At 70.4% G+C, this 19,312-nt stretch carries 13 protein-coding genes and 3 pseudogenes; 6 read left to right on the forward strand and 10 right to left on the reverse strand.

Annotated elements, in window-relative coordinates:
* Nucleotides 1-44 precede the first annotated feature (44 nt).
* The gene (locus tag AC5WRT_RS00720; RefSeq protein ID WP_496091626.1) at nucleotides 45-1,226 is read right to left on the reverse strand and encodes a PP2C family protein-serine/threonine phosphatase; all 1,182 of its coding nucleotides are present in this window, start codon (nucleotides 1,224-1,226) and stop codon (nucleotides 45-47) included.
* A gap of 192 nt (nucleotides 1,227-1,418) precedes the next feature.
* Here AC5WRT_RS00720 and AC5WRT_RS00725 point away from each other — a divergent pair.
* The 3 genes and pseudogenes from AC5WRT_RS00725 to AC5WRT_RS00735 form a co-directional block, all read left to right on the forward strand.
* Nucleotides 1,419-1,991 (forward strand): annotated as a pseudogene (locus tag AC5WRT_RS00725) (tyrosine-type recombinase/integrase); the annotation flags it as partial.
* Nucleotides 1,992-2,222: 231 nt separating this feature from the next.
* Nucleotides 2,223-3,734 carry a chymotrypsin family serine protease gene (locus tag AC5WRT_RS00730; protein ID WP_496091627.1) on the forward strand — a complete coding sequence of 504 codons (1,512 nt, stop codon included), beginning with the start codon at nucleotides 2,223-2,225 and terminating at the stop codon, nucleotides 3,732-3,734.
* Nucleotides 3,735-4,789: 1,055 nt separating this feature from the next.
* On the forward strand, nucleotides 4,790-6,460 hold the full coding sequence (locus AC5WRT_RS00735) for a penicillin-binding transpeptidase domain-containing protein (protein ID WP_496099831.1): 1,671 nt from the start codon (nucleotides 4,790-4,792) through the stop codon (nucleotides 6,458-6,460).
* Here the strand turns inward: AC5WRT_RS00735 and AC5WRT_RS00740 are convergent, their stop codons facing one another.
* Nucleotides 6,461-6,799, reverse strand: coding sequence for an SsgA family sporulation/cell division regulator (locus tag AC5WRT_RS00740; protein ID WP_496091629.1), 339 nt, complete (start codon nucleotides 6,797-6,799; stop codon nucleotides 6,461-6,463). It abuts the gene before it with no gap.
* Nucleotides 6,800-7,101: 302 nt separating this feature from the next.
* On the opposite strand from AC5WRT_RS00740, the pseudogene AC5WRT_RS00745 reads away from it, so the two are divergent.
* Both AC5WRT_RS00745 and AC5WRT_RS00750 read left to right on the forward strand, forming a co-directional pair.
* Nucleotides 7,102-7,209, forward strand: a pseudogene (locus tag AC5WRT_RS00745) (organic hydroperoxide resistance protein); the annotation flags it as partial.
* 73 nt (nucleotides 7,210-7,282) lie between these two features.
* Nucleotides 7,283-8,443: a serine hydrolase domain-containing protein gene (locus tag AC5WRT_RS00750; protein ID WP_496091630.1), complete on the forward strand. Its 1,161-nt coding sequence runs from the start codon at nucleotides 7,283-7,285 to the stop codon at nucleotides 8,441-8,443.
* A gap of 43 nt (nucleotides 8,444-8,486) precedes the next feature.
* Here AC5WRT_RS00750 and AC5WRT_RS00755 read toward each other — a convergent pair whose 3' ends face one another.
* The 4 genes and pseudogenes from AC5WRT_RS00755 to AC5WRT_RS00770 all read right to left on the reverse strand — a co-directional run bounded on the left by AC5WRT_RS00755 (nucleotide 8,487) and on the right by AC5WRT_RS00770 (nucleotide 11,589).
* Nucleotides 8,487-8,762 (reverse strand): DUF1876 domain-containing protein, encoded by a 276-nt coding sequence (locus AC5WRT_RS00755; RefSeq protein ID WP_496091631.1) that lies wholly within the window; start codon nucleotides 8,760-8,762, stop codon nucleotides 8,487-8,489.
* Nucleotides 8,763-8,845: 83 nt separating this feature from the next.
* Nucleotides 8,846-9,742: an NAD(P)-dependent oxidoreductase gene (locus AC5WRT_RS00760; protein ID WP_496091632.1), complete on the reverse strand. Its 897-nt coding sequence runs from the start codon at nucleotides 9,740-9,742 to the stop codon at nucleotides 8,846-8,848.
* Between the two features lie 419 nt (nucleotides 9,743-10,161).
* Nucleotides 10,162-10,863: pseudogene (locus AC5WRT_RS00765) on the reverse strand (MMPL family transporter); the annotation flags it as partial.
* 120 nt (nucleotides 10,864-10,983) lie between these two features.
* Nucleotides 10,984-11,589 carry a TetR/AcrR family transcriptional regulator gene (locus AC5WRT_RS00770; RefSeq protein WP_496091633.1) on the reverse strand — a complete coding sequence of 202 codons (606 nt, stop codon included), beginning with the start codon at nucleotides 11,587-11,589 and terminating at the stop codon, nucleotides 10,984-10,986.
* Between the two features lie 230 nt (nucleotides 11,590-11,819).
* On the opposite strand from AC5WRT_RS00770, the gene AC5WRT_RS00775 reads away from it, so the two are divergent.
* Nucleotides 11,820-15,323, forward strand: a complete 3,504-nt coding sequence (locus AC5WRT_RS00775; protein WP_496091634.1) for a S41 family peptidase — start codon at nucleotides 11,820-11,822, stop codon at nucleotides 15,321-15,323.
* Between the two features lie 93 nt (nucleotides 15,324-15,416).
* On the opposite strand, the gene AC5WRT_RS00780 is transcribed toward AC5WRT_RS00775, so the two are convergent.
* The 4 genes from AC5WRT_RS00780 to AC5WRT_RS00795 form a co-directional block, all read right to left on the reverse strand.
* On the reverse strand, nucleotides 15,417-15,629 hold the full coding sequence (locus AC5WRT_RS00780) for a hypothetical protein (protein ID WP_496091635.1): 213 nt from the start codon (nucleotides 15,627-15,629) through the stop codon (nucleotides 15,417-15,419).
* Nucleotides 15,630-15,722: 93 nt separating this feature from the next.
* The gene (locus AC5WRT_RS00785; RefSeq protein WP_496091636.1) at nucleotides 15,723-16,607 is read right to left on the reverse strand and encodes an SDR family oxidoreductase; all 885 of its coding nucleotides are present in this window, start codon (nucleotides 16,605-16,607) and stop codon (nucleotides 15,723-15,725) included.
* Complete coding sequence (locus AC5WRT_RS00790) at nucleotides 16,604-17,605, reverse strand: alpha/beta fold hydrolase (protein WP_496091637.1); 1,002 nt, start codon at nucleotides 17,603-17,605, stop codon at nucleotides 16,604-16,606. The genes AC5WRT_RS00785 and AC5WRT_RS00790 overlap by 4 nt, the downstream gene beginning before the upstream one ends.
* Entirely contained in the window at nucleotides 17,602-19,170 is a 1,569-nt protein-coding gene (locus AC5WRT_RS00795) for a flavin-containing monooxygenase (RefSeq protein ID WP_496099832.1), read from the reverse strand. The genes AC5WRT_RS00790 and AC5WRT_RS00795 overlap by 4 nt, the downstream gene beginning before the upstream one ends.
* Between the last annotated feature and the right edge of the window lie 142 nt (nucleotides 19,171-19,312).

Below are 19,312 nucleotides of genomic sequence, written 5' to 3' on the forward strand. Positions count from 1 at the left end.
TACGGACCACGCGACGGGTACCCCTTGAACTGCGGTTTCGCGGCTCACGGCGACCGCTGCCCCACGTCCGCCCCACCGGAAGGCGGCTCTGGTTCGCCGTTGAGCCGTTCAACGAGGAGCATCACCACATCGTCCGCCAAGTCGCCCTCGGTGTGGCGGACCAATGCCTCGTGCAGAAGTTCCAGGAACTCCGGCGGGGTGGTGCTGAGGCGTATCCCCTCCATGGCCTCCGGCAGAGCGAAGAATTCGCTGTCGCGGTTGCGGGCCTCTATCACGCCATCGGTGTACAGCAGCAGGCGGTCACCGGGGAGGAACGGGTAGCTCTCCGCTTTGGGGGGAAAGCCGGCGACAAGGTCTTCCATGCCGACGGGCGGCAAGGGAGAGGTCGGCATCAGCGTCTCGGCCCGGCCGCCCTGGTGCAACAGCAGCGGCGGCGGATGCCCACGGTTGACCAACTGCACCACGGGTTCGTCGGGCACCTGCGCGATGAGCACCGTAGTGAAACCTTCCAGCAGAACTTCCTCGTCGTATGCGCCCGGCACGGCGAGTTCCCGTCGCAACGCAGCCGCACAGTGGTTCATCACCTCCACCAGATCCTCCTCGTAGTGCACGGCCTCCCGAAACGCGCCCGCCGCCACTGCGACGGCTCGCACCGCAGCAAGCCCCTTCCCCCGGACGTCCCCCACGATCATCCGGACGCCATACCGGGTCTGTACGGCCTCGTACAGATCACCGCCCACCTGTGCGCCCGTCCCAGCCGCAAGGCACATGCTGGCCGCCCGCACTGGGCCCAGGCGCGCGGGTACAGGCCGTAGCACGACCTCCTGTGCCGCCACGGCGATCTGGCGAACCCGGTCGAACTCTCTCTGCCGGCGCGTCTGCATGGCGCTGCTCGTGATGAAGCCAGCCACCGACACCAGGGCCAGGGCCAGAAAGTTGGTATAGACCTGCAAGGTGCCCCACACCTGGTTGTAGGTAGCCGTGGTCACGCTGATCACAAGCGCGAGAGCAGCTGCCGCGGCGGTCCCCTTGGGACCCAACGTCACCGCCGCCAACGCCGGGATCGCCGTGAGAAAGGGGCCGGTGTAGATGAAGTGGGCAGGCGTGAGCTCGATGACCAGCACGGCCAACCCGATCAAGAAGGGCACACCCTGCATGAGGGCCAAGAGGAGCCGGCCATGGTCGCCGGCTCCTAGCCGAAGGAACGAGCGCAGGATCACCTGCATACCTTCAGCCTGCCTTGCTGAAGCTCACGCCTCCACTCGCCGCCCTCACGACACCCCCGCCGTCTGACGCTCGAGAACTACGAGCAGCACAACGGCTACTCGAAACGCCCCCACGGCGACCTGAACGACAAAAGGGTCCGCGTCCAGCACTCGGGCTGGTCACGGACCCTTTCGGTCGTGTGGCGGCGCCAGGAAGAACTCGACTACGAAACCGGCTGGCTGACCGTCGGCCATCAACTCAAGCGCATCCGGGGCAAGTACGTCTTCGCCCTGCCGAAAGGCGGCAAGGTCCGGGACGTGCCGCTTCCCAAGGCCGTGGCCACCGCGCTCCGGGACCACTCGAAGGAGTTCGAACCGATCGAAGTGACGCTTCCCTGGCGCACGCCTGACGGCCCGCCTGTGAAGAAGCTGCTCCTCTTCAGCGGACCGGAGGGCAACCACGTCCGCGTGAGCAACTTCAACGACCACCACTGGAAGCCCGCCCTGGCCGCCGCCGGCATCATCCCGGCGCGCGAGGCAGGCGAGCGGTACGCGTCGGCCCCGGAGCACGGCATGCACGCTCTCAGGCACTTCTACGCGTCGGTGCTGCTGGACGCGGGCGAGAACATCCGGGCCCTGAGCCAGTACCTCGGTCACGCGGATCCGGGGTTCACTCTGCGGACCTACACGCACCTCATGCCGAGCAGTGAGGGGCGCACCCGGAAGGCCGTCGACAACCTCTTCCTGGCGTCCGCCTTCCGCAAACAGACAGCCGAGGCCGCCTGAGAGCACAAAGTGGGCTGGAAGTGATGTGTCCCTCACATGGGGACGTTGAAGGGATGATCCACTTTCGGTAAAGCCCTTGATCGACATGTCCATGCCGTGCGTAAGGTGGCCAGGCCGCGGGCGAAGGACTAGACCACCCTTCCTCCCGCGACTGTCCGTCACGTGTCCGGGTGCGCGTCTGCAATGTTGGCCACTTCCCCGACGCGTTCATGCGAGAAGAGGGGAAGTTTCTTGCGTTTTGCACGATCTACCGGTGCTGCTGCCGCTACGGCAGCTCTTGCTGCGGGAGTCATCACCAGCCTGGCTTGGCCGGTCAACGCCTTACCCCTGCCCCCGAAGGGCAGTGCGCCGACGCATCCCGTCACCAGACCCCTGGCACTCACCACTGGGGACAAGCAGGGAGTCCTCGACAAGATAGCGACACAGATCACACAGAACCTCACCGAGGGTGACCGTGCGAAGATCCCCGGCTTCACGGAGATCGAGGTCGACCCGATCCACAACCAGCTCCGCTTGCACTGGAAGGGCACCCCGCCAAAACGCGTCACTGACATCCTGGCCCACCTACCCAACGGGGTCACCGCCAAGGTCATTCCCGCCCGCTACTCCAAGGCCGATCTCCACGCGGCACGCGACAGGCTGATGCGCGGGGGCAAGCCGATCGACCTGCATATCCGGTCGGAGTCCACGCCGGTCCGGATCACGAGTATGGGCGGTGCTGTCGACGGCAGCGGCCTGGAGATCACCTATGCCAGCGCTTCGGGCACGGCAGCGCGGGAATCGTTGGCGCCGGCTGTCCGCGAGGAGCGCTCGCGCGAGGTCAAGGCCCTGACCGACCGGCTGACCGGCATCAGCACCACGGCGCACTACAAGCCTGCACTCGATGTGGCCCCGCCGGCCGCAGCACCGGCTGACCGTGCCCCCTCGGTCAAAGACGGCTCTGCGGTGCAGGGCACCAGGTTGTGGGACATACCGGCCTGGACTGGAGGAGCCGCGCTCAGGACTCCTTCGGGAAGCCTGTGTTCCAGTGGATTCGGCATCAAGAACGAAAAGGGTCAGAACATGCTGACCACCGCTCTCCACTGCAATGGCAACGACGGCCTCTGGCGCACGTACGGGGGCAATACCGCTGTCGGCAGCAGCGACGGCCGAGAGTACGACACGCGTGTGGACGTCCAGGGGATCGACCTTCCGGTGCCGGAGGTCACCGGCTATCTGTTCGACGGGCCTGCTAAGGCCAACTGGCACTACGCGAAGCCGATCACTGGCCCGGCGCAGAACTTCATCGGTGACTACGTGTGCGAGGACGGTGCCAATGGCGGCGTCCATTGCCAGCTCAAGATCGAAAAGACTGATGTCGGGACCAGCGGTTCCGGAGGATGGTGGCGTCCCATCGCAGACCTCGCCTGCACCAGCGGGCTGACGTCCGACAAGAGTGGGTGCGCCACTCCGTCGAGCACGGACGACATCGCTGGGGTCAACGGTGACAGCGGGGCTCCCGTCTTCCGTGGCGTCAACAACTTCACGGCCGATGAGGCACGCGGAACGCTCACCGCCTTCGACGGGGAAATGCCGGGATCCTCGGCCGACCACCACGAAAACAGCTGTTCCGCGTCCGAAAAATCGGATGTAGTGGACACGACCACGAGCAGCGGAACGCCGTGGTGTTTCCCGGGCCTCTACTATGTTCCGATTCGGCAGACTCTCGCCACGATGAGCTGGACTCTCGTCACCGGTCAGTGACGTAACAGCTGGTGGAAGACGCTGAAGCGTCTCCCACCAGCATTCTGTGGCGCATCAACACGGAGGAGACTGCTGTGTACGGAAGTAGATCCCAACTGTTCCGGCGTATGGGCTGTTCTGTCCTGGTCCTGGCAGTCTTCGCGATGGTGGGGCTGCACTTCTGGAACCGTTTGGAGCGTTCGCACACTGAAGACGCCTCGGCGGTGGACAACCCGCGAGAGCAGAGCGTCATCGTGAGCGATAACGGTCGTACGATCAGCGCGGTCGAGAGGTGGGGTTCGTGCGAGAACCGCCCTCGCCTCGAAGCCCACGAATCCACTCACACTGTGACACTGTTACTGAAACGCACGTGGCCACTGTGGGGAGGACGTGGCGACGAGGTCACCTGTGGCCACAACGCCGGTGAGAGGATCAGCGTCCGCCTGGACGCTCCGCTTGGCGACAGGACGTTGACAGACAAGTTCACCGGGCGTCCTATCCCCTTCAGGACCGCGCCCTGACCGCTTTGGCCTCCGCCTCCCGTGCTTCAGGGCAGGGAGGCGGAGGTCAACGGCCGCAGGCGGAATCCAGGAACCAGACGCACTGTCGCGCAGTTCTTCCCCGCAAGGGAACTCCGCAGGAATCACGGGCAAGGCACACAGAGGCAGGGCTCGCGCGCGAGCGCAGTCCACGAGCAGCGACGAAGTCCTAGCGACCAGCCAACTTGATCACGGCCCAGAGACGGCCCAGGCCGCCTGTTCCACCCCCGGCCAGACGCAAACAGGCTGGTCAGGGTCCCATAAGGCCAGATCCGGCAGACTTCATCTACTTCTGGCCCCTGTACACCGGCACCGCCATCCCGATCGACTCGTGGCGGTCGCGGATGTGGCTGGACACGTGGGTCTGATCGCGCGACGCGCGCGTGCGGGGGCGTCCGGGCCGCGCGGAATGTCGCAACCGTGCTACGGATCGGCCGCCGGCGTCACCCGCCGGGGCGGGGACCATAAGGTGAGTGGCGTCGTTGGGGAGTGTGAGGGCTGCGGAGACCCCGGGGAAGGCACGGAGGAACTGAGGCTGTGGGCAAGAGAAGGCGCGTCGCCGAGCGACGGAGGACGACCGGGCCCGTGCTGGTCGGCGGGGTGATCGCCCTGGTCGTCGGCGGCGCCGGGTTCGCCGTCTACGCGCTGACCGGCGGCGGTGCCGCCGCCGACGAGCGGACCGCCGCCACGGCCGACCACAAGACCGTCAAGACCGGCTCGCTCACCGCCGCCGAGGTCCGCACGGCCTCCACCCGCTTCCTGAGCGCGTGGCAGCAGGGCAGGATCGCCGAGGCGGCCGCCGCCACCGACGACGCCTCCGCCGCCACCCGGTTGCTCAACGGGGTGGTCCAGGACGCCCACTTGAAGGACGTCGCCCTCACCCCCGGTGCGGCCGAGGGCGACACGGTGCCGTTCACCGTCAAGGCGACCGTGGCGTACCAGAAGCTCAGCAAGCCGCTGGCGTACGGCAGTTCCCTGACCGTGGTGCGGCGGGCGAGCGACGGCAAGCCGCTGGTCGCCTGGCACTCCTCGGTCGTCCACCCGGGTCTCAAGGACGGCGACACGCTCGTCACCGGCGAGTCGGGCACCCCGCCGATCAAGGCGCTGGACCGTGACGGCGGCGAGGTGACGGCCGCCAAGTACCCGTCGCTGGGCACGGTGCTGGACGGGCTGCGGGAGAAGTACGGCAAGACGGCGGGTGGCAGGGCCGGCATCGAGCTGCGGGTGGTGCGCGGCAAGGCGTCGCAGAAGGCCGGGCTGTCCGACAAGACGCTCGTGGAGCTGAGCAAGGGCACGCCGGGCACGGTGAAGACGACGCTGAGCCCCGCCCTCCAGGCGGCGGCCGAGCAGCAGGTGGCCAAGCAGAAGCGGGCGTCCGTGGTGGTCGTGCGGCCCTCGACCGGCGAGATCCTCGCGGTCGCCAACACCGACCACGGCTTCAACGTCGCCTTCCAGGGCTCTCTCGCGCCCGGCTCCACGATGAAGATCGTGACATCGACCATGCTCTTCGAGAAGAAGCTCGTCACCCCGGACGCGTCGCACCCCTGCCCCAAGACGTACAAGCTGGCCGGCTGGACGTTCCACAACGACGACAACTCCGAGATCAAGAAGGGCACGTTCCGGCAGAGCTTCGGGGCCTCCTGCAACAACGCCTTCATCGACTTCGCGCCGAAGCTGTCGAACAGCGACCTGACGAAGGAGGCCCAGCAGGTCTACGGCCTCGGCATGGACGACTGGGCCATCGGCGTGCCCTCCTTCGACGGTTCCGTCCCGGTGCAGAGTGGCGCGCAGATGGGCGCCTCGCTGATCGGGCAGGGCGGAGTCCGCATGAACCCGCTGAACATGGCGGCGGTGGCGGCCACCGTGGAGTCGGGCACCTTCCGTCAGCCCTACCTGGTCTCCCCCGACGTGGACCACCGCACGCTGGCGAAGGCCGCACGCACGATGTCGGCGAAGACACAGTCCCAGTTGAAGGACGTCATGCGGTTCACCGCGGACTACGGGACGGCGGCCAAGGCGATGGCGGGCATGAGCGGGGACTACGGCGCCAAGACGGGCTCCGCGGAGGTCGACGGGCAGAAGAAGCCCAACGGCTGGTTCACCGCCTACAAGGGTGATCTCGCGGCCGCGGGTGTGGTGCAGGCGGGCGGCCACGGCGGCGACACGGCCGGTCCGATCGTGGCGGCCCTGCTGAAGATGGGCGGCTGATCAGCTGCGCACGGGCTCGGCGGTGTAGGTGCGGCGGAGGAAGCGCAGCAGCGCCTTCGACTCGAACTGGACGACCTCGACACCGTTGTCGGAATGGAACTCGACGACAGCCTGGACCCGGCCGCACGGCCACACCCGTACCTTGCCGCTCTCGGCCGGTGCCCGCAGGCCCCGTTCCAGCAGCGTGCGGGAGAAGGTCCACTCCTGCGGGCCCGGCAGGCCGACCCGGACCGACCGTGGATCGGAGTCGGGGTCGTACCGCAGCACGACGGGCACGGCCCCCGGGTCCTCCTCGTCCGTGACGATATGGGCGCGTGCGTACTGCTCGACCACAGACATCGGACCGCCCTTTCACTCTGAGTCACCCTGCGCGAAAACCACGAGCCTGTTTTCCGCTTTACCCCTAATGTCCCATATTTTCTGGTTTGCGCCTCGCAGAGAGATGTCGGCGCCCGCGCAGTGACCCCGTGTCCTCTTCGCCGTACACGTGCTCGGCTTCCCCGTCGCCGCCCGGGCCACGCGGCCGGCCGCCCCGGTGAGGCGGACGTCACCGTGCCGACGGCGCGGGCGCGTCCGTGACCATGGGCGCGTGACGAACGAGGACCGCCCCGCCCCACCGAGGGGTCACTGCGGCTGGACGGGTGCTGGACCCGGACGTGGCGGACCACCTGGTGGACGCCGCGCACGAGGTCTGCCCGCACTCCAACGCCACCCGAGGCAACATCGATGTAACGATCCTGCTGGGCTGATCCCACCAAGGAATCGCAGGCACACGGCCGACGTTGCACGCACTGTCGCAGGCGATCGAAAGGGGCGGCGGACGTGGACGTGAACGGCACAGTGGCCGACGGCTTCGAGCCGGTCAGGGAGGCGTTCGCAGCGAACTTCGCGCTGCTCGGGGAACGCGGCGCGGCCGTCGCCGTCTACCGCGACGGGCGCAAGGTCGCCGACCTGTGGGCCGGCACCCGGGACGTGGACGGCTCGGCCCCCTGGGGGCCCGGGACCGCGCAGACCGTGCGCTCCGCGACCAAGGGCGTGGCGGCCGCCGCGCTGCTGCTCCTGCACCAGCGAGGCGACCTGGACCTGGACGCCCCGGTCGGCGCGTACTGGCCCGAGTACAAGGCGGCCGGCAAGGAGCGCACCCTCGTTCGGCACCTGCTCGCCCACCGCGCGGGCGTGCCCGTACTGGACCGCCCGCTGACCCCCGCCGAGGCCGCCGACCCCGACCTGGGCGCCGCGGCCGTCGCCGCGCAGGCGCCGGTGTGGGAGCCGGGCACCGACCACGGCTATCACGCCCAGACCTACAGCTGGCTCACCGGCGAACTGATCCGGCGGATCACCGGCCGCCCGGCCGGAGCGTGGATCGCGGACGAGATCGCCCGCCCCGTGGGCGCGGATCTGTGGCTCGGCCTGCCGGAGTCCGAGCACGCCCGCGTGGGCCGCGTCGGACCTGTCGAGGCTCCCGAGGCCTCGGGAGCCCTGAAGACCCGCCCCAAGCGCGCGGTGGCCGAGGCCTACGCCGACCCCGACTCGCTGACCCGCCGCGCGTTCGCGGCCATCACCCCGCTGCCCGACGAGAACGACCCCGCCTACCGCGCGGCCGTCCTGCCCGCGTCCAACGGCATCGCCACCGCCGACGGGCTGGCCCGCTTCTACGCCTCTCTCATCGGCGAGTTGGACGGCGGCGCCCGGCTCTTCACCCCGCAGACGGCGCGCCTCGCCCGCACCGAACAGTCCGCCGGACCCGACCGGGTCCTGGCGGTCGGCACCCGGTTCGGCCTCGGCTACATGCTGCACGGCGCCGCGTCCCCGCTGCTCTCCCCCGGCTCCTTCGGCCACCCGGGCCGGGGCGGCGCCCTCGCCTTCGCCGACCCGGAGACGGGGATCGCCTTCGGCTATGTCACCAACGGCTTCCGCAAGAGTGTGACGGCAGATCCGAGAGCGCAGGCGCTGGTCCGGGCGGTCCGCACGGCCCTCGCGTAGCGCCGCGTGCCGCCGCGCCCGGGGAGCCGTACGCCCCGGACGCTCACACGTTGATCGTGTGCGAGGTCCGTCCGGACGCCGAGTCGATCTCGTCGTGGGCCTTGGTCAGCAGCTGCATGGCCAGTTCGTTGAGGGCACGCGCGCCGGCGATCTCCTCGCCGACCCTCGGCTGGTTGGAGTCGACGCGATGCCGGGTGGCGTGGCCGTGCGACCGCACCTCGGTGCCGTCGGGCAAGCGCACCAGCGCCGCCGCCCTGGTGTGCTGATCGTCTTCCATGAACTCCAGCTCGACATGCCATCCGACAGTGGTGTGCATCATGACGATCACCTCCGGGAACCGCTGATTTCCAGCTGTTTCCAGGGTGCTCCCGCGCGCGGGGAACGTCACCTCGGCGGCATGGGTCACCCCTTGTCGTCCCCGGCCTCCTCGAAGCTGGCGAAGTAGGCGGCGGCCATGTCCTCGTCCGCGTGCCCCTGAGCGGCGGCGCGGGCGAACCGCTCCGCCGCCGCGGCGGCCACGTCCAGCCGTACGCCGCCGCGCTCGCCCGCGGCCACGATGAGCCGGGCGTCCTTCTCGGCGGTGGCGACCGCGAACGACGGCGGGGTCAGCCTGCCGTCGAGGACCAGCCCGGCCTTGGTGCGCAGGTAGGCCATGTCGAGCGGGCCGCCCTCGATCAGCTCGAAGAACGCCTGCGGATCCACGTCCAGGGCCCGGGCGAGGGCGAGGACCTCACCGGCGGCGGCGGTGGCCGCGAGCACCCAGATGTTGGCGACCAGCTTCAGCCGGCTGGCGCTGCCCGCGGCACCGTCGGACCCGGTCCACATGGTCTTCGCACCGACCGCGTCGAAGACGGGCACGACCGTCTGCCGCCCCTCCTCGGGCCCGGCGGCCAGCACGGTCAGCTGGCCGGCCTCGGCGGGCTGCTTGGTGCCGAGGACGGGGGCGTCGTAGAAGACGAGCCCGTGCTCGCGGGCGAACGCCGCCAGGTCGCCGACCAGTTCGGTCCCGGCGGTGGTGCACTGCGCCCACACGATGCCGGGGCGCAGGGCGCGCGCGGCCTCGCGCATGACGTCCAGGACGGTGGCGCCGTCGTACAGCATCGTCAGGACGACGTCGGTGCCCTCGACGGCCTCCGCCGGCGTGCCGGCGATCCGCGCGCCGTCGGCTGCGAGCGGCTCGGCCTTCTCCCGCGTGCGGTTCCACGCGCGGACCTCCAGTCCGGCGCGGCACAGGTTCCGGGCCATCGCGGCCCCCATGATCCCGGTGCCCAGAACGCTGACGGTCGGCTTGTCGGTCATTGAACGGCTCCCTGTCGTCCGGTTGCTGCCGGGTGGTTCTGCCCTGCCGGGCCACCCGGCGTGCAGCATCAACCCGATGCCGGCCACGAGCAACCCGGCCGCCGCGATCCTGGGTGCCCCGAAACGCTCTGTGAAGAACACGGCGCCGATCGCGGCCCCGACGAGGGGCGATGTCATCCAGCGGGCTACTGCAGGCGTTGACCACGGTGCGGGCGCCTTGCGGCGTCCGGCCGATCAAGGCGGGCAGTCGGGGGATCAGGGCGTCGGAGTGCACGTCCTCCGATCACACACCGCACGGGCACGCATCTCGGAATCGGCCGCTCCCCACCGGCTCCGCCCAGCAAGACAGCGCTCTCGTCGATCCGGATACGTACGGGCTATCCGTCTCCGGAGCGCAGGCACTTCTCAACTCCCGTCGACGCCAGGGTGGAGCTCGTGGAGCCCAGGTCCAGGGCGTCGGCCAGCGCGGTGATCGTGGAGACGCCGATGCCGACCCCGACGATCGCGGTGAGCAGCGGGAAACCGGCCGCGAGCAGCGATCCGAAGGTGACGACGAGGACGACGGCGGCGATCCCGATGCCGATGACCTCGCTGGATCCGGTCTCCGGGGTGGCGTTCAGTGCGTCACCGCCGACCTCGACGGTCGGTCCGGCGTCCCGCGCGTGCCGCGCGGCCTTCTTGAGGGCGTTCCGGGAGGAGTCCGTCAGCTCCATGCCGGAGACCTTGTACTTCACCGAGGCGTACGCGATCGTGCCGCTGCTGCTGACCGCGTGCCCGGCGTAGGGGTCGGCGACGGAGGCGACCTCGGAGCCGCTCAGCAGCTCCTTCACCGTCCTCTCGACGGTCGTCCTGTTGTCGCGGTCGGTCATCTTCTCGCCGTCGGGCGCCTTGAAGACCACGCGCGCGGTGGCGCCGTCGGCGCTCATGCCGGGGAAACGCTGTTCCAGCAGGTCGAAGGCCTTCTGCGCCTCGGTACCCGGGATGGAGAAGGACGTGTTGCCGGCGGGCGGAGCCAAGGCGGCCCCCACCCCGGCGACGATGAGCAGCGCAACCCATGTCAGGGCGACGAAGTGCCGTCGCCGAAAGGCGAGACGGCCGAGTCCGTACAGAAATGTGGCCACGTCGGACCTACTCCCGGTCAGGTCGTGGGTTCATCAGGGCAGGGGTGATCAGCCCGACGACGTGAGCGGTGACGTCAGATGGTGGGCTTGCTCGGGGACGGGAAGGCGATCGGGTGGTGATCAGCCGGTGGTGACGCCGAGGGCGGGGAGGACCACGGCGTCGATGTACGACAGGAGGAAGGCCTGCGTCGGCGGCTGCTCGTCGATGAGCGTGCGGGCGGCGAACCCGCCGATCATCATGTGCATCACGTAGTCGATCGCCGGGTTGTCCGCGCGGACCTCGCCCCGGTCGATCGCCCGTTGCAGCACACGGCGCAAAGCCGCCAGCTCCGGCTCGACGAGATGCTCCTTGAACGCCCGCAGCAGGTCCGGGTTGCCGTGGACGGCCATCGCCAGACCCCGCATCAGCGCGGAGTTCTGCTCCATCTCGCAGTCGTCGGAGCGCAGGGTGAGGGCGTGCAGGTCGCCTCTGAGCGACCCGGTGTCGACCTCGTCGGCGAAGCCGCCCGGCTTGCCGTGCCGCACCGCCCTGGCGACCAGTTCGGCCTTGCCGCCCCACTGGCGGTAGAGCGTGGCCTTGCTGGAACGGGTGCGGGCGGCGACGGCGTCCATGGTGAGGGCGTCGTAGCCGACCTCCCGGAGCAGGTCGAGCACGGCCTCGTACAGCTCGGCCTCCCGCTCGGGCGTGATCCGACTGCGACGCCCCGTCGCGACGACGTCGGTCATGCCGTCCACCTCCACGCTCCGGAGCCTCCTGCTTGTGTACATCATGAACATACCCCGAGAAGCTGCGAAACGAAACCGTTTCGTACGTGTTCCGGCTCACGGACGTCGGAGCCGTACAAGCGTGCGGGACGCGCAAGCGGCCGGTGCGGGTCGTGCGCGAGGCCGCGGCCGCCGACGGCGCACGAGTTGCTGGTGCCCTTGGACCGGAAAAGCATGGGGAGGTGAGCTATATGCGCCATCCGCACCTCAGCGGCGACCTGCTGTGCTTCGTGGCCGAGGACGACCTCTGGCTGGCCCCGCTCGACGCCCCGGGCCGGGCCTGGCGGCTCACGGCGGACCGCACCAAGGCCGGGCACCCCCGCTTCTCGCCGGACGGACGCCGCATCGCCTACACGAACTGGCACAGCCTCATGCCCGAGATCCACCTCGTCGGTGTCGACGGCGGACCGGAGCGGCAACTGACGTACTGGGGCAGTTCCGACACGCAGGTCTGCGGCTGGACCCCGGAGAACGACATCCTCGCCGTCGCCTCCCACGGCCAGCCCTTCTCGTACTTCACGTGGGCCTACAAGGTGTCCACCGACGGCGACCCCGGCCGCAAGCTCCCCTGGGGCCCGGTTGCCGACATCCAGGTCGCCGACCTCGACGGCGTGCACAAGACCCTGCTGCTCACCGGCACCCCGCCGCACGAACCGGCCTCCTGGAAGCGGTACCGCGGCGGCGCCATGGGCCGCCTGTGGCTGCACGGTCAGCAACTCGTGCCCGACATCGGCGGCCATCTGGCCTGCCCCATGTTCGTCGCCGGCCGGATCGCCTTCCTCTCCGACCACGAGGGCGTCGGCAACCTCTACTCCTGCGCCTACGACGGCACCGACCTGCGCCGCCACACCGATCACGACGCCTTCTACGCCCGGCACGCCTCGAGCGACGGCACGCGGGTGGTCTACCAGTGCGCGGGCGATCTGTGGCTGGCCGACGACTTCTCCCCCGGCGCCGTACCGCGCAAGCTGGACGTCCGCCTCGCCGGGCCGGCCAACGGGCGCCGCCACTACCAGGTGCCGGCCGCGCAGAACGTCGACGGCATCTCCGTGGACGAGACCGGCCGGGCCAGCGCCGTCGTCGTCCGGGGCAGCCTGTACTGGCTCACCCACCGCGACGGCCCCGCCCGTACGATCACCGACACGCCCGGCGTCCGGGTACGGCTGCCGGAGATGCTGGGCACCACCGGGCAGGTCGCGTACATCACCGACGCGGAGGGCGAGGACGCCGTCGAGATCGCTCAGCTCCCCCGCGCGACCGGCGACCGCGCGCCCCGCCGACTGGCCTCGGGCCACCTGGGCCGCGTCCTGGAGATGGTCTGCGACCCGCTGGGCGAACGGCTGGCGGTCGCATCCCACGACGGCCGGTTGCTGCTGATCGACGTGACGGCGGAGGGGGGTGAGGAGACGCTGGAGGCCGGGGAGATCCTGGCGGCGGCCGGGGAGGGCGACAAGGAGACCGGGCCTGCGGCGGACACCGCCGATCAACGAACCGGCCCGGCAGAGACCACCGGCGGCCGGGCCGGCGAAACCACGGGAACGCCCGCGGACCGGTCGGCCGATCCCACCGAGAGCGCCGCAGCCCAGCCCTGCGAACCCGCAGCAACCCCCGAAGCCCAGGCCCCGCCGTCCACGGGACCCGGACCCCGGCCCCCGGCCCCCGGCGAGACCGCCGGAGGCCAGGTCACCGAGCTGATCCGCTCCATCAACGGTCCCGTCCGCGACCTCGCCTTCTCCCCGGACGGCACCTGGCTCGCCTGGTCCCACCCGGGAATCGGCCGCTCACTGCGCCAGATCAAGCTGGCCCGGATCAAGGACCGGCTGGTCGTGGACGTGACCAACGGGCGCTTCGAGGACGAGAACCCGGTCTTCACCCGCGACGGCCGCTATCTCGCCTTCCTCTCCTGGCGCGGCTTCGACCCGGTGTACGACGTCCACACCGGCGACCTGTCCTTCCCGCTCGGCTGCCGCCCGTACCTCGTCCCGTTGAGCTCCGCGACCCCCTCCCCCTTCGCCCTGAACCCCGAGGGCCGTCCGGCGGCCGGCGGGCTCGACCCGGTCGAGGAGGAGGAGACGGGCGAGGCCGGCACGGTGACGGTGGAGGTGGAGGGCCTGGCCAACCGGGTCACACCGTTCCCGGTGATCGCCTCCAAGTACTCCGCGCTGCACCCGGTGGCGGGCGGCGGACTCGTCTGGCTGCGCTGGCCGATCTCCGGCGCGCTCGGCGAGACCTTCGCCAACCCCTCGGACGTCAGCGGCCGCCCGACCCTGGAGTACTTCAACATCACCAAGGCGAAGAAGTCCGAACTGGTCGACCATCTGGACTGGTTCGCGGTGAGCGGCGACGGCACCCGGCTCGTCGTCGTGGACGAGGGCGACCTGCGCGCGGTGCCCGCCACGGAGATGGGCGACAGCGACACGACCGTCTGGATCGACCTGCGCCGCATCCTGCACGTGGTCGACCCGCCCGCCGAGTGGCGCCAGGCCTTCGACGAGGCCGGCCGGATCATCCGCGCCTACTTCTGGGACCCCGGGATGTCCGGCATCGACTGGGACGCGGTGCTCGACCAGTACCGTCCCCTCGTCGAACGCGTCGCCTCCCCGGACGAGTTCGCCGATCTGCTGCGGGAGGTCCTCGGCGAACTGGGCACCTCGCACGCCTACGTCACCGCCGCCCGCCGCAACGAGGGCCCGCCCCACTACCAGCGCTGGCAGGGCCTCCTCGGCGCCAACCTCGTCCGCAGGGACGCGGGTTGGGCGGTCAAACGCATCCTGCCGGGCGACTCGTCGGACTCCAGGGCCCGTTCACCGCTGGCCGGCACGGGCATCCGCGAGGGCTGGATCCTGACCCATGTCGACGGCCGCCCGGTCGACCCGGTGACCGGGCCGTTCCCGCTGCTCGCCGGCTCCGGCGGTACGACCGTGGAGCTGACGTTCGTCCCACCCGAAGGGGAGCAGGGCCGGGCCCGCCGGTTCGCCGTCGTCCCGCTCGTCGACGAACGGCCGCTGCGCTACCAGGACTGGGTCGCCAAACGCCGCGAGGTCGTACGCGAGCTGAGCGGCGGCAAGTGCGGCTATCTGCACATCCCCGACATGGGCGGCTCCGGCTGGGCCCAGTTCAACCGCGATCTGCGCATGGAGGTGTCCCGGCCGGCCCTGATCGTGGACGTGCGCGGCAACGCGGGCGGGCACATCAGCGAACTCGTCATCGAGAAGCTGACCCGGACGATCCTGGGCTGGGACCTGACCAGGGACGCGCAGCCGGTCTCGTACACCTCGAACGCGCCGCGGGGCCCGATCGTGGCCCTCGCCGACGAGGCCACGTCGTCGGACGGCGACATGATCACCGCCGCCTTCAAGCTGCTGAAGCTCGGCCCGGTGGTGGGGACGCGCACCTGGGGCGGCGTGGTCGGCATGACCGGCCGGCACCGGCTGGGCGACGGCACGGTCATCACGGTCCCGATGAACGCGGCCTGGTTCGACGCCTACGGCTGGGCCGTGGAGAACCAGGGCGTCGCACCCGACCTGGAGATCATGCGCACCCCCCTGGACTGGGCCGAGGGCCGCCACGCCCAGATGGACGACGCGATCCAACTCGCCCTGGAACTCCTGGAATCCACGCCCGCTGCCGTCCCCCCCGACTACAGCGAGGTCCCCGACCGAACCCGCCCCGAGCTCCCCCCACGCCCCGGCTGACGCGGGCGAACCGACCGACGCGGGCGAAAGACGCAGGGCACCCTCCGCAGAGAAGGGCGCCCCACGCCAACCGGCCAAAGCCGAGGGCAGCGGCTACGCGTCGTAGTCCCGGTCGAAGCGGTCTTCCATCTCCGACTCGGTGTCCTCCATGTCGCGCAGGTTCTCGCGGCCGCGCTGCGGCTGCTGACCGCGAGAGGGCTGCTGGCCGCGCTGGGGCTGCTGCTGGCCGCCGGCCCGCTCGCGAGCCTCACCGAGCTTCTGCTTGCCCTGTTCCTGCCACTCGTTGGCCTTGTCCTTCATACCCATGTGGGTTCACTCCCGTGGTGGGTGAGGTGGGGGATCGGCCCCTCAGTGGGGCCTCACCCAGATTCACACGGGCCACCACGGAACGCATGTGGATCAGTCACCCTGCGTAGCGCGCGCCGCCTCGTCGGCCGCCCCACCCGCACCGACGAGCCCGGAGCGCATGCCCTGCAGCCGCGGCGCGAAGCGCTTCATCTCGCGCTGCCCGACCGTCCCGATGAGCGCCGGCACATAGCCGCGCAGGCCCTGCATGCCGCGCAGCCACCACTGCCCGTACACATGCGCCGAGCGGCGTTCGATCCCGGCGACCAGCCGGTCCACCGCCGGGCCCAGCGGGTAGGTCTTGTTGGACGGCCACGGCAGCCGCTGCCGCAGCTCCCGCATGACGTCGTCCTGGTCGGCGCCGCGCACCATGTCGGTGTCGGTCCAGGACAGGTACGCGACGCCGACCCGCACGCCCTGGTAGCCGACCTCGGCGCGCAGGCTGTGCGCGTACGCCTCCACGCCCGACTTGGACGCGCAGTACGCCGTCATCATCGGCGCCGGGGTGATCGCGGCGAGGGACGCGATCTGCAGCAGGTAGCCCCGGCTCTCCACCAGCACCGGCAGGAACGCCCGCGCGGTCACCGCCGAGCCGATCAGGTTCACCTCGATCACCCGCCGCCACGCCTGCGGATCGGAGTCGATGAACGGACCGCCCGTCGCCACACCGGCGTTGGCGACCACGATGTCGACCTTCCCGAACCGTGCCTTCACCTCCCGGGCGACCCGGCTCATGGTCTCGTGGTCGGTGACATCGGCGTACCAGTGGGCGCTCTCGCTGTGCAGCCGCGAGGAGACGTCCTTGAGGGCGTCCTCCTCCAGCCCGACCAGCGCGACCTTCGCGCCGCGCGCGGACAGCTTGCGCGCCAGCAGCTCACCGACCCCGCGCGCCGCCCCGGTGACGACCGCGACCTGCCCTTCGAGGCTGACCCTGCTCATGCGCCCTCCTTGATCTGCTCGGCCTGCTCGGTCTGTTCGATCTGCTCGACCTGCTCGGTCCGCGCCGTGTTCCGTTCGGTGCGCGTCCCCGCGACGTACGTGGTGACGAGTTCCCGGATCCGGCCGGTCACCTGGTCGGGGGCCTCGATCGGGGTCATGTGGCCGACGCCGGGCAGCTCGGTGAGGCCGATGCAGTGCGGCAGCGCGGCGGCCAGCGCGTGGGCGTGCACGGGAGGCGTGAGCCGGTCGGACACGCCGTGCACGATCGCGGTGGGCGTGCCCAACTCCCGTACGCCGTGGTCGAGATCGAGCACCTCGAGTACGACGGCCCAGGCGTGGCGTACGGCGCGCGGGCAGGCGTGCACGATCCGGGCACACGCCTCCACCATGTGCGGCGCGGAACCGGCGCCCATGGTGGCGTACTTGAGGATGCTCTTCGCCACCGGCGTCACCGGCCCGAGCGGGGCTCGCGAGCCGAGGATGCGCCCGGTGACCCAGGTGCGCACCCGCCCGGCGCCGAGCGGCACCACACGCGCCTGTGGGACCAGCCGCGAGCTGCCGGTGCTGCACAGCAGGACGGCGGCGGCGTGTTCCCGGAAACGCGGGCGCGTGGCGGCGGCCATGACCGTCATCCCGCCCATGGAATGGCCGGCGATCAGTGCCTTCTCCCCGGGCGCGAGCGTCTGCGCGAGCACCGCTTCGAGGTCGTCCGCCAGCGCCTGGGTGGTGCACGCGGGGCTCGCAGGACTGCGCCCGTGCCCCCGCTGGTCGTACGCGATCACCCGGTGGTCGGTCGCCAGGTCCCGTATCTGCGCGGCCCAGAAGGCGCTCGAGCAGGTCCAGCCGTGGGAGAGGACGACGGGCGGCGCGTCCTCGGGGCCGTGCACCTCGACGTGCAGCCGGGCGCCGTCGGCGGAGACGACGGTGAGTTCGCGGACGGGAGCGGGCGGGGCGTACGGCCCGGAGGTGACGAAGGCCACCGGGGCGGGGCGGCTCATGCGGCACCCTCGCTCTGCCGGGCGGCAGCCACGGCCCCGGGCGCGGCGGCGCCGGACGACTCGGCATGCGGTGCTGCCGTGCCGGACGACTCGGCGGGCACCCGGACGACCTCGTACTCCGCCAGGTCCACCCGCCGGGTCGCGCGCCGGAACTCCGACGTCGTACCGGGCCAGATGGTGGTGTTGCGGCCGCTCTCGTCGAGGTACCAGCTGGTGCAGCCGCCGGTGTTCCACACCGTGCGCTTCATCCGCTCCTGGACCTTGCGGTTCCAGTCCTCGACGGCCGTCGGCCGGGCATCGAGGGCCGTACGGCCGCCGAGGACGTTCAGTTGCCGCAGATAGTCGGCCATGTAGTTCAGCTGGGACTCGATCATGAGGATCATGGAGGAGTTCCCGAGCCCGGTGTTGGGCCCGATGATCGTCATCCAGTTGGGGAACCCGGCGGCCGCGGCGCCGCGCAGCGCCTGCATGCCGTTCTTCCAGGACTCGGCGAGGGTGACGCCCTCCGTCCCCACCACGCGCTCGGCGATCGGCATGTCCGTGACGTGGAAGCCCGTACCGAAGATGATCGCGTCGACCTCGGTCTCCGTGCCGTCCGCGGCCACGACGGTCGACCCGCGGATCTCGCTGAGCCCGCTGGCCACGACGTCCACGTTCGGCCTGGCCAGCGCGGGGTAGTACGTGCTGGACAGCAGGATCCGCTTGCAGCCGATGCGGTAGTCGGGGGTGAGCTTGGCGCGCAGGGCCGGGTCCTTGACCGCGCGGGCCATGTTGCGCTTGGCGAGCTGTTCGACCAGACCGAGTTCGTCGGGGTGCTTGGTGAACGCCTGCACCTGCAGCTCCCGGATGCCCCACAGCAGCCCGCGCCGCAGCTGGGTGGTGAAGGGCAGGGACCGGTGCAGCTGGCGCTCCGCGCCGCTGATGGCGCGGTCCATGCGGGGCATCACCCATGGCGGGGTCCGCTGGAAGAGGATGAGCCGGCCGACCTTCGGCTGGATGGAGGGCACGATCTGGATGGCGGAGGCGCCGGTGCCGACCATGGCGACGCGCTTGCCGCGCAGGTCGTAGTCGTGGTCCCAGCGGGCGGAGTGGAAGACCTTGCCCGGGAAGGTCTCCAGGCCCGGGACCTCGGGGATCTTCGGGTCGGACAGCGGCCCGGTCGCGGAGACGACGACGTCGGCGGTGAGCGTGCCCCGCGCGGTCTCGATCTCCCACCACAGCTTCTCGCCGTCCCACCTCATCAGCTTGACCTCGGAGTCGAAGCGGATGTGCGGCCGCAGCCCGTACAGATCGGTGACGTGCTCCAGATAGGCGCGGATGTGCCGCTGCCCGGAGAAGGCGCGCGGCCAGTCGGGGTTGGGCGCGAAGGAGAAGGAGTACAGGTGGGAGGGGACGTCACAGGCACACCCCGGGTAACTGTTGTCCCGCCAGGTGCCGCCGACGCTGTCGGCCCGCTCCAGGACGACGAAGTCGGTGATCCCTTCGCGGCGCAGCCGCACGGCGGCCCCCAGACCGCCGAACCCGGACCCGATCACCGCCACCCGTACATGCTCGTGCTCGGCCATCCCGAAGCCTCCACGCATCGCCTTGGACTCTGCCAGTGAACACTGGCGCAATGGGACTGTAGAGCAGCTCCGTACCGCACGGTAGGGGTCGGGAGAAGGAAAGTTACCGGCGGTACAACATAGGCTTCGGGCGTGGCAGAGG

This window comes from Streptomyces sp. NTD91, assembly GCF_059510455.1.